The following is a 4,217-nucleotide window of genomic DNA, read 5'->3' on the forward strand; positions in this document are numbered from 1 at the left end:
TTAATTTATGGATATTTAGCACTAGTTAAACCTTCAGCAATACTAAGGCAATTTAATCAGACTTTTTTTACGCGGGGACGTACAAGTCGAAAGCCCCGTGTTTTTAAACCGGGGATGAAGACTCACAGCGACTAAAGTCGCCTAGAAAAATAAGCGTAGGTTTCCGGAATCATTGGAAAAGATGATATAGTCTAATATTAGGTACAGGCTGAAAAACCGTTGGCTCAGACGGGAGAGAGACCCGCAACTGATTGACCACAAAGTAGTAATGCCGTAAGGGCAGGGAGAATCCTCTTTAAAAACCCAATCGTCAACTAGCAATTGGCGTGTGAACCCAGGAAAAATCACTTTTTAACAACAAGGTACGGTGGGGCACACCGGAACCTGGGGAAATGGTTAAAGTACCCGTTCGCGTAGCGTCGGCTTTGCCGATACGCCTAAGGAGAACTGCCCTCTGGGTCTGTCGTGAATCGACTAGGAATTTGGCACAGCGGATTCTTGGTTTGAGTACTGTCCTGTTTTTGGCGGCGTCAAAGATGGAACACGACGGTTTAAGGTGGCTCGTTGATCTAGGAATCCCCGTCTCGCGATTAGCGGGGAGTGTCAAGATAATCGGATGATTTTATAGGAGTACTAGGGTAAGCATTCAGCTATCAGCGGTCAGCTATCAGCTAATGCTTCACAGGCTTCTAGCCTGTGAAGCATTAGCTGATAGACTTTTCCCCAGACTTTCAATTCTCATTAATCTCGAACTATTAAATTCTCTCGTTTTAGGTTTATTTTAAGCTGAACGCGTAGCGTGAGCTAAAAGCTCACGGCTGACGGCTGACGGCTGAACGCGCACGCGTGCGCGTAGCGCATATGCTTACCTACTAGGTAATAGATAACTGACCCGACTATACTTAAGTTTATTTGTTTGTGCAAACCTCCTCATTCTTCAAGGGTTTAAACTAGGTTACCCTGCACAAAACTCCCGTGGGTAATCACAATCTCCTCTCTACCCGAACCATCCCCTGGTATGACAACCATCCGACTATCACCATCACTGAGGAAAAGCCAAACAAAAACCAGAAATGAGACTCGATTTGCACCAAACTATTCCCATCAGCCCATACTCCCAGCAAGGCTTCGTTCATATGATAAATTGGGTTAAACTTAGCGATTTCCAGTAACTGTTCCGGAAACAAAGCAGTTGGTAAAAACGCACCCCCCAAAATTAATAGAGGTACACCGAAGGTTCCCACTAAGGCATTAACGTCCTCAGTCCGCCGCGCTAATTGAGTTCCCAGAAAAAATCCCACTCCCACATAAGCAATAATACTCAGGACAATAATCAATACCCCTAACAACACCGAACCTTGAAACCTTGCCCCCAAAAATGCTGCTATGGTATAAACCACTAAGGCTTGACCTGTACCAATGCAGCTGTGAGCCAAAAAAATTCCTAAGAAATAGGATATGCCGCCTAATGGAGAGAGAAATAAACGCTTGAGCATTTGCTGTTCTCGTTCTGAGACTACCGTTGCGACGCTACCCCCTAAGCAGCTAAAAAACAAAGCAGCACCGACAATAGTAGTTGGGGCAGCACGTTCAAATGCTTCAGCGGTTGATAGCTGAGCCTGTTCTGCCATAATTAAACCGTTGAGAAATAGCACAGTAATTGGAAAAATACTCCAAAATAATAGGCTACGCTGCCTTCGCCATAGTTCAATCAAGATTCGCTGTGCTACAGCCCAGGTTTCCCGCCAATATTTTATAATTATCCTGTGTATCATTTTTCATGTGGTAATTGTTACTTTCAACTTTCAACTTTCAACTTTCAACTTTCAACTTTCAACTTGAACCCTAGATTTTATCTTTAAATTACCGATCGCCTATCGATTACAAACAGCGTATCAAGGTCTCTGAGATAATAAAGGGCAAAGCAAGCTGCTAACATTGGCCAGGCTGCAAAAAATAGCAAGTTCGGATCATTAAAGGGGCTTATATATTGCTTATAGGATGAGAGAGTTGATCCCCCATGAAATACTAATACGCTACCATAAGTAAATCGTTTTTTCCACCCTATTAAAAAACTGATGATGATGACTAGCTGGATAGCGCCAATAATAATAAAAATGCTGTTACCGAGTCCACTAATAAAGTAAAAGTTTTCATAGACCGCAGCTGCATGTTCAGGACGCACGAATTTATCGATTGTCCACATCAGCATTACTATAAAAACACTGAGGCGCAGTAGAAACAAAACTAGGGGAATTCGATTAGATGCTCTCATGGTAGTTTCAGAAGTAATAGATCGGAGGTAATAGATTCCATAAAAGAATGATAGATCAGATTATATCTGGTAGCGTTGTTATGTTATACCTAGGCTTGACAATAGCTATGGTAAGCATTCAGTTATCAGCCGTCAGTCGTCCCTACTATGAATCCATGACTTCCGTGACAGAGTATAGTTCCTAAAAGAGGTTGAAGGTTGAAGGTTAAACAGGTTGAAGGTTAAACAGGTTGAAGGTTAAACAGGTTGAACGCGATCGCGTGGCCAAAAGCCAAGGTTAAACAGGTTGAAGGTTAAACAGGTTGAACGCGATCGCGTGGCCAAAAGCCAAGGTTAAACAGGTTGAAGGTTAAACAGGTTGAACGCGATCGCGTGGCCAAAAGCCAAGGTTAAACAGGTTGAAGGTTAAACAGGTTGAAGGTTGAAGGTTAAACAGGTTGAACGCGATCGCGTGGCCGAAAGGCCAAGGTTTAATAACCACCTAACCGATAACCTGTAACCGATAACCGATAACCTGTAACCGATAACCGATAACCTGTAACCGATAACCGATAACCTGTAACCGATAACCGATAACCTGTAACCGATAACCGGTAAAATATAACCAGATTGCGATCGCATTTCCTAAAATTCTGCTAATATCATTCATTGAAGGTAAATTAACCAGCACCCTTAATCATAAGGATTGGTCAACAGCTCAAATCCTTGATCGTATCACCATTACCGATTCAAATCTCTCGGAAACCGCAAAGCACCTAAAGTAGCCTGGCCTTTTGGCCATCCCTGCTACTTGATCCGATTAGCTAACAGCTACCGCTAGCATCTACTAAAACCATCCTGATACCAGGGAATTTCTACCGTAAGTACTACCGTATGTCATTTAACTGTGACATGCTCCCTCTTAAGAGGAAAATCAACAGGAAAAAACTACCCTCTTAATGGCCTAGTCATACCCAAATTCCCTGATGACCTGCCAGTATGATCTGCTGTCTTAATCCCGATTGCCAGAATCCCATTAATCCGGATGATAATCAGTTTTGCCAAAGCTGTGGTAACAAACTAGTACTTCTAAAAAACCGCTATCGTCCGATTCGACCCATCGGAGATGGGGGATTTTCCAAAACCTATCTGGCAGAAGATAGGGACAAATTGGATGAACACTGTGTGATTAAGCAGCTAGCCCCCCAAATTGAGGGAACAAAGGCACTCAAGAAGGCACGAGCATTATTTGACCAAGAGGCAAAACAATTGCAAAGGCTGGGACAACATCCCCAAATCCCTACTTTGCTAGCTTACTTTGAAGAAGATCAGCGCTTATATTTGCTCCAAGAGTATATCGAGGGGAAAACCTTAGAGCAAGAGTTGGCAGAAGCAGGACCGTTCAATGAAGACAAGATTAAGGATGTTTTATTTGAACTGCTAACTATTCTCAAGTTTGTGCATCAACAGAAGGTGATTCACCGAGACATTAAACCAGGTAATATCATTCGCCGTCCTGCTGCGGCTCAAGGATCTGAAAAAAAGAGTCAGCTAGTACTAATCGATTTTGGGATAGCCAAGCAATTGAGGGCTACGGTCATGGCTAATATCACTGGCACCACTATCGGTTCGTTTGGCTATGTGCCTATGGAACAAATGGAGGGAGGTAAAGCCTATGCTGCTAGTGATTTATACAGTTTGGGCACGACCTGCTTTCATTTGCTGACCAATGTTCATCCTTGGGATTTGTGGAAGAAACAAGGCTATCGCTGGGTAAATAGTTGGCGAAAGCATTTAAAGCAACCGGTGAGTGAAAAATTGTGGTGGATAATGGATCGGCTGCTCCCAGAAAGCTATCAGCACCGTTATCAGTCTGTAGACCAAGTTTTGGAGGTGTTGGAGCTTCAGTCTGCGCCCTCTGCTAATCCCTCTCAATCAACGTCTAATTATCACGAGTCTTTTC

At 43.3% G+C, this 4,217-nt stretch carries 5 protein-coding genes; 1 reads left to right on the forward strand and 4 read right to left on the reverse strand.

All coding sequences use genetic code 11. The features are described from left to right. Positions 1 to 983: 983 nt before the first annotated feature. The 4 genes from F6K38_RS26150 to F6K38_RS26165 all read right to left on the reverse strand — a co-directional run bounded on the left by F6K38_RS26150 (position 984) and on the right by F6K38_RS26165 (position 2,924). Complete coding sequence (locus F6K38_RS26150; protein WP_287357980.1) at positions 984 to 1,757, reverse strand: ABC transporter permease; 774 nt, start codon at positions 1,755 to 1,757, stop codon at positions 984 to 986. Positions 1,758 to 1,858: 101 nt separating this feature from the next. Continuing rightward, on the reverse strand, positions 1,859 to 2,275 hold the full coding sequence (locus F6K38_RS26155) for a hypothetical protein (protein ID WP_287357974.1): 417 nt from the start codon (positions 2,273 to 2,275) through the stop codon (positions 1,859 to 1,861). A 349-nt stretch (positions 2,276 to 2,624) separates the two neighbouring features. Continuing rightward, positions 2,625 to 2,756 (reverse strand): hypothetical protein, encoded by a 132-nt coding sequence (locus F6K38_RS26160; protein ID WP_267871990.1) that lies wholly within the window; start codon positions 2,754 to 2,756, stop codon positions 2,625 to 2,627. Beyond that, complete coding sequence (locus F6K38_RS26165) at positions 2,757 to 2,924, reverse strand: hypothetical protein (protein ID WP_008180164.1); 168 nt, start codon at positions 2,922 to 2,924, stop codon at positions 2,757 to 2,759. A gap of 329 nt (positions 2,925 to 3,253) precedes the next feature. Here F6K38_RS26165 and F6K38_RS26170 point away from each other — a divergent pair. Then, positions 3,254 to 4,217 (forward strand): protein kinase domain-containing protein (locus F6K38_RS26170; protein ID WP_287357977.1); only part of this gene is annotated, 964 nt, incomplete at its 3' end.

It is taken from the genome of Moorena sp. SIO3B2, from assembly GCF_010692525.1.
GTDB classification, from domain to species: domain Bacteria; phylum Cyanobacteriota; class Cyanobacteriia; order Cyanobacteriales; family Coleofasciculaceae; genus Moorena; species Moorena producens.